The organism is bacterium, assembly GCA_021159335.1.
GTDB lineage: Bacteria > UBP14 > UBA6098 > B30-G16 > B30-G16 > JAGGRZ01.
The window spans coordinates 1-5,717 of sequence record JAGGRZ010000057.1 but is presented as its reverse complement, the minus strand read 5'-3'; the positions used below and the strand labels follow the sequence as shown (position 1 = coordinate 5,717).

The 5,717-nt window shown below is 38.7% G+C and carries 2 protein-coding genes; both read right to left on the bottom strand.

Annotated elements, in window-relative coordinates; translation table 11 throughout:
* Positions 1-34: 34 nt before the first annotated feature.
* Entirely contained in the window at positions 35-3,613 is a 3,579-nt protein-coding gene (locus J7J62_03525) for a right-handed parallel beta-helix repeat-containing protein (protein MCD6124225.1), read from the bottom strand.
* 2 nt (positions 3,614-3,615) lie between these two features.
* Positions 3,616-5,580, bottom strand: coding sequence for a PGF-CTERM sorting domain-containing protein (locus J7J62_03520; protein MCD6124224.1), 1,965 nt, complete (start codon positions 5,578-5,580; stop codon positions 3,616-3,618).
* Positions 5,581-5,717 lie beyond the last annotated feature (137 nt).

Sequence of the window (5,717 nt, the reverse complement as noted above, 5' to 3'; positions counted from 1 at the left end):
AAGTTTTAAATACTGTTTCTTAACTAGTTGTATACTAACAGGGGTGCACCCCACTTCCATTTGCATCCCCAAATGAAGAGCAGTTTATCCAGCCATTTGGTGTGAGTAAGGATGTATTATGATGAACCTGTGGATAAGAGCCCGTTATTATTGTGAATTTATACTCCTCATCTGCGTACAACTTAAAAGGTTCATTGAAAGAAAGATTATACCAATCTCCTCCATAGCCTTCCCATGGTAAAGTCTCGATACCCCATGAATCGTTATAAATCCTTGCGTATTCGGCATGACCGCCTGTGCCTGAGCAGGGATATGTGTAAAGTTTGGATACATTAATCGTTTGATTTGGCGTGATTGTGCCAGTATGGTTTCCCATTATGCTTGGGTATGGATTTTCGCTTGGACCTGTATCGAAGATATTTTCTGTTGGTGCAAGGTGGTAAATCTCAAAAGGCTTCATCAGCGGATAATTGTCCTTATCCGAATCTATGGGGTAATGTGTATCACCAATTCCATCGTTGTTTTCATCTGTTCCGTTATAATCGCTCCAGTAGTTGCCGAGATAGTTCTCGTAAGTTTTTCCTTTATAGGTGTAGGTTATTTTTTCGGTGGAGTTCCAGATGTTGGTTGACCATACAGAATAAACATTATCTGTGTTGTTTATGAAGTTGTTAATATATATGACGTTGTTATTGCTTGAAGAGTGCAGGATGATGCCGTATTCGTTGTACAATGCGTTGTTATTTATGATGCTGTTGTTATTGGAATCCCTATAGAGGATAATTCCCTCCGTGTTATTCGAGGCGTTATTGTTTGTGATGATATTGTCGGAAGAATCAAATAGAATGCGGATTCCAAACTCGTTGTTCAAGACATCATTGTTTATAATGCTATTATTTGAAGATTTATCATAGAGGCAAATTCCTTCGTACTCATTATTCGAGGCATCATTGTTTATAATGCTGTTGTTAGAACAATAAGAGAGGAGACGAATTCCATCAAAACTATTGAAGCTAACGCTATTGTTTATGATACTGTTATTGGAAGAATAAGATAGATGGATTCCGTCAAAGTTTTTCGAGACATTATTTTCAATGAGCGTGTTATTGTTTGATAAAGAGGACAAAGATATTCCGTCATTCTTCGAGTTTGTTATGTGATTATGATTGAGTATGGTATTGTTTGATGCAACTAAAACAATACCTGCTGAATTGTTAGCCACTTCATTATCAAATAAAATATTGGTATTGCTCCAAGATAATCCGAAACCGTCTAATTTGTTTGAATTTGCAGTATTTCGTGTTGCCGTGTTATGGTTACTACCAGCAGTTATTACAATGCCTCGGTATCGATTTAAATTCGCAGTGTTGAATGTTATCTGAGTATAAGTAGAATTAAATAAATAAAACCCATCTATGTTATTATTTGAAGCATTGTTATTTGATATTATATTATTGTGTGCATCTACGAAAGCAATTCCTCGACCATTCATTTTGGCTGTATTATTTGTTATTCTATTGTAACTACTATTAGCATGAAGATAAATTCCATTACTATTATTCAATAATGTATTATTTTCTAAAATAGTATTGCTTGAAAATGATAGAGAAATCCCATTATCATTGCTTGAGGCAATATTGCCAATTATTCTGTTATTATCGCTATTTGATAAGTAGAGCCCATTAACACTGTTAACGATCTTAAAACCATTAATAGTGCAATTATCAGCAGTAACAGTAATGGCATTTCCATTCCCACCTGCATCAACTACTGGATAATCAATTCCTGTTAAATTAATTGACTTATCCACATCCACATTCTCATTATAAGTCCCAGCGTCCACCGTTATCGTATGCCCATCCTTTGTATCGTAATCATCAATCGCAGCCTGAATAGATGAGAAGTTCTCGCCTGTATTTAAGTTATGAACTGGAAGCCCTGTTACTTCATAGAGCGCCACTTCATCCCACCATGCAGTCCCGGTTCCCGCATTAAAATCGAATAAGAACCAAAGCCAGGTGCAATCTTTGGGCATCGGCGAGAGAGTGAAAGGTTCGCTTTCGTAGTACCACCAATTTTTTGTTCCATTGACATAACCTGTTTCTCTCACATAACCATCTGCGGGTGTCCAACCAGTATCATCAACATAATCAAGACCAATTACCACACACCCTTCTACATTTTCTGTTTTAATCCACCCACTTATCTTATATGTTTTCCCTAGTTCTAATTTTCCCGTTACATTCTGATAAAATCTCCCAAGGTTGCTTTTTTCCATTTCAACCCCTTTTACACAATAACTTCCACTAACAGCGCAAGTGTCCACCGAATAATACGCAGTTCCTCCCGTTTGATACCAGTATCTCAATCTTTCTTCAAAGTTCGAATTTAACAGCAGGTTTTCTATCAACTCTATTTCAACCTCCCCATGAGCAGATTCTGCTGGCGGTGCAGCACCTGGATTCTTGGGGCAATCTATCCATGCTTTTAGTTTTACTGTTCTGGGTGTGTCCATGCCTATACTGCTGTTTGCAATTACTTCTACGTCAAATTCGCAATTTTCGTCTATTACAAGGTCATTCAGTGGGGCGTAAAGCACATCATTAACGAAAATATCAACCGTAGTGCCTATATTCGCATGCCCCTTTATATTAAACGCTTCGCCAATTACTATTGTTCGTGGAATATCAAAGCAAACTGCCTTCTCTCTTACTTCTATATCCTCACTATCACTCACGCTAGTAATAGTATCAACAACCGTTATCGTGCATGTCCCTGCACTGGTAAAATAGACGACATACCTTCTCATTCCATCCTCATCTATTGTATCGCTTATCGTGGCAGGACCTGTCGTGTTCACAGGAGGGTTATACTTCAAACCACCCGGGAAAATTGCATTTGCGGGAACAATAATATTGAATGTATGACCCGGAACACCGACAACCGCGAGCTCTGTTCTTTCTGATTCAACTACTGAACATTTTGCTGATTCTATACTGATCCCCTCGGTTGTTCCAACCGCCCTTATCATCCAATTTTTATCCGTCTCCTGAGAGTTTATTTCATTTGTATTCATGTTTACGTAGTAAGAACGCAGGCTTATTGGCGGGTCATTATCAGCGCTTACCCAAAGGATGTGACTATCCGGGGACTCCCAATTTGTAAATACACAGATGTAAAAGTCATCCATAACCGTAATATCAGGAATATCAATTTCAATCCAGGCTGTTTGATTTAGCTTGAAATAATCGCTATACTTGTAGGATTTAGAAAAAAGGTCATTTCGATTGTTATCCCAAACTTCGACATAAAAAGTGCCCTCTGATACGGAATACCAGCCTGATACTTTTATTTTTGAGAGAATCCAGGGTGTGGCAGGAGGAGTGAAAAGAACAGCAACTCCTCCTGGATGTGTAGAAGACCACCCGAAATCTACATCACCATCGTCATAGTATAATTCAGTTAAGCCTGAACTGCTTTCTGGAATGCTTTGGGTTGTTTTCAATACACTTGAATTCGATTCCTTTGGATTTGCACCAATAGCGATAGTACTTCCAACCAACACTAAAGCGATTGAAATTGCCAATATCTTCATAGCGATTTTATCCCCCATTTTTATACCTCCTTTCTCCTTCTAATCAAATACGCCACCGCTAACAATCCCGCAATTGTGAATATCGCTTCAAATCCGGGCACACCTCCAACTCCCGATTTCTGCACATTATCTGCAACAACACTTCCTGCTGAAGCCTGGAATATACCGCTTACCGTTACCTTATCACCCTCTGCTATGTCGCCCAAACCGCTTTCATAAACAACCGAGATCATACCACTTCCATCGTCTAATGCAAATGTATATCCCTTTCCATAAACGGTTTTTATATCACGAATAGTTCCCGATATTGCTACGGTACGCTGGTCATATTTTGTTGCCAGCGCCTTCAGGTCTATTATCTTAACAGAACCAGCACTTGCGTGTTTTGCCAGTTCCGAAGCTTCATCAGCCCATAACCTCGCATATTCGTAATTTCCTTTGTTCAATGCATCCTTTGCATCTTTTAACTTGCTTTCTGCATGGGTTACATCTGCACTTATGGATTTCGCTTCGTCAATTTCCGATTGTGCTGATTCGATGTAGCCTGCTGTTTCATAAGCATCATCAACCATCTTCTGAGCGTTCTGTGCGAGTTCGTAAGCTTCATCGTATTTTTCGGACTCGTAAGAATCTTTTGCTTTGCTCAAGGCTTGCTCAATTACCGAAGTGTCTACATTTTTGCGTTTTAATGCGTCTATTTTCGTTGAGACTGTATTTATTAACTTTGATGCGGTCTCTTTGGCGAGGGATGGTGTAGGAGTTGGTTTTGGCTTGACTTTTACGTAGATAGTCTCGATATCATCTTGAACCCATCCTCCCGGTCCCTCTCCTCTATAAAACGTGTGAATATTTAATTTCCAAGTTTTGGGTGTAGATGGCGCAATTAAGCTGAAGGTATATGTTTTTGAACTTGTTCCAGAAAGAGGTTCTATATTTTGCCCGAGGAGAGCTCCAGCATGCTCATACACTTGAACCATAGCATCATTTGAGACGCTAAAAGAGCAACGAACAGTTACGGATATTGTAAAGCTTTTGCTTGTATCTACCTCGGTTGGATACTCGATGTGGTCTATTTTAATGGAGAAAGGTCTTGGATATGATGCAAGCCAGTCTATAATGTTTAACCCCAATCTTTTATTGTCATATTCGTAAAGATTTTTGATTCCGTCGTTGTTTTCATCAGCGCTTGATAAAAATCCTTCATGCCCGGCAAAAACTATCTTGCCTTTTCCATATTCAGCTACTGCAATGAAAGGTGGCTTTTCGCCCTTGTTATAATATTTGCCCCTATATCCCATATAGGAATCTTCATCTCCAGAAATTATAATATTCACTGAGGGGTCACTGATGGTTAATGAACTTGGCAAACCTTCACAATTGGTGATTTTATATACATCTTCTGTTATTGAATGTTCTTTGATGAACGGTCTGTGAAAAATCGGACAACCTTCGCTACAATCTGGGTAACGATTGGTAGAGTCGTATATAATATCGTCATTCAGCTTAATTCCCAATTCTTTCCCGATTTGATTAACCGGAGCTTTTTCTATGGAAAGATGGGTGTAATCCACCCAAGACCATCCACATCCAAATAAGAAAAGTCCTCCACCTTCAGTAACAAATTTCTTTATCGCTTTTATCTCATCGTCCGTAAGTAATTTAACCCCTTCGTCAAAGGAATGTTTTCCCACAAACCCGTTTGGCAAAACAAAGACATCATAGTCTTTTAATTTATCATACGTGAGTGGTCCATCGGTTACTCTATCTACCTGATATCCATTATTACGCAACTCTGTGGCAAAGTCAGCTAATCCGGCATCTATACAGTTACACCAAAACTGATGATGTGATTCATCAAATAAAATTTTTTTATTGGTAGTATCCTCTGCGCTCACTGTCCCATTAACACATAACACCAAGCATATTAACAACATTCCACCCAAAGTTTTTCTTTTCATCTCCTTTTGATTTTTGTCTTCCTTCATTTTTATCACGACCACAGCTTTATAACAGGTATCCAGTCATAATAAACTCTTCCATTTGCATCCTCAAATGAAGAGCAGTTTATCCAGCCATTTGGTGTGAGTAAGGATATATTATGATGAATCCGTGGATAAGAGCC